Here is a 1,066-nt window from a genome sequence, read left to right as displayed (position 1 = left end):
CCCCCGCGGGGGGGGGGGGGGGGGCGACGACGCTGATCCTGGCCAAGGCCGTGGCCTGGTGGTTCAGTGGCTCGGTCAGTCTGCTCGCCGGCCTGACCGACTCGCTGCTCGATGGCCTGGCCTCGATCTTCAACCTGCTGGCGGTGCACTACGCCCTCAAGCCGGCGGACGACGACCACCGCTATGGCCATGGCAAGGCCGAGTCCCTGGCCGGCATCGCCCAGGCGGTCTTCATCGGCGTCAGCGCCGTGCTCATCGCCTGGCAGGCCATCGGGCGGCTGCAGCAACCCGAACCCCTGGGCGCCCATGCCCTGGGCATCGCCGTCACCCTGTTTTCCCTGGCGCTGACCGCCGTGCTGGTGACCTACCAGCAGCACGTCATCCGCCTCACCGACTCCACCGTGATCCGCGCCGACGCCCTGCACTATCGCTCCGATCTGCTGCTCAATGTCGGCATCCTGATCGCCCTGGCACTGACCGGCTTCGGCTGGTACTGGCTGGACCCGCTGTTCGGCCTGGCCATCGCCCTCTACATCCTCTGGAGCGCCTACGGTATCGCCCGCGATTCCTTTGGCGTGCTGATGGACCAGGAACTGCCCGCCGACATCAGCGAACACATGCTGCAGCTGGCCTGCCAGGTCCCCGGGGTGGAAGGTGCCCACGACCTGCGCACCCGCCTCTCCGGCAATCACTGGTTCGTGCAATTGCACCTGGAGCTGCCGGGCGAGATGAGCCTGTCCCGCGCCCATGTGCTGTGCGACGAGGTGGAGGCCGCCATCCGCGCCGAGTATCCCCAGGCCGAGGTGCTGGTCCACGCCGATCCGCTGGACGCACCCGACGTTCCGCACCGTCATCCGTTGCCGCCCGCCCCCTGAGCGGAACCCGGCGCCGCTGCGCTCTCTCGAATCTGCTGAGCCTGATTCGAGAGAGCGCCCCAAACGGCGCCGGAGCCCACCATGAAAACCATGCACCCGGTCGCGCCCCTTGCCGCCCTGCGCGAAGACCGCGGTACCGCGGTCGAGATCGAAGGCCCCGACCTCCTGCTGCTGCGCGTCGGTGACGAGGT

1 protein-coding gene is annotated in these 1,066 nt (G+C 69.1%); it reads left to right on the top strand.

Going from position 1 to position 1,066, the window contains the following annotated elements:
• Positions 1–875, top strand: an 875-nt coding sequence (locus QMX82_RS25650; RefSeq protein WP_282288795.1) for a cation diffusion facilitator family transporter, incomplete at its 5' end; no start/stop codon positions are given.
• Positions 876–1,066 lie beyond the last annotated feature (191 nt).

It is taken from the genome of Pseudomonas sp. PS02302 (genome assembly GCF_029959585.1).
Lineage (GTDB): Bacteria > Pseudomonadota > Gammaproteobacteria > Pseudomonadales > Pseudomonadaceae > Chryseomonas > Chryseomonas aestiva.
The sequence above is the reverse complement of the archived record's forward strand: the minus strand, read 5'-3'. Positions and strand labels throughout refer to the sequence as shown.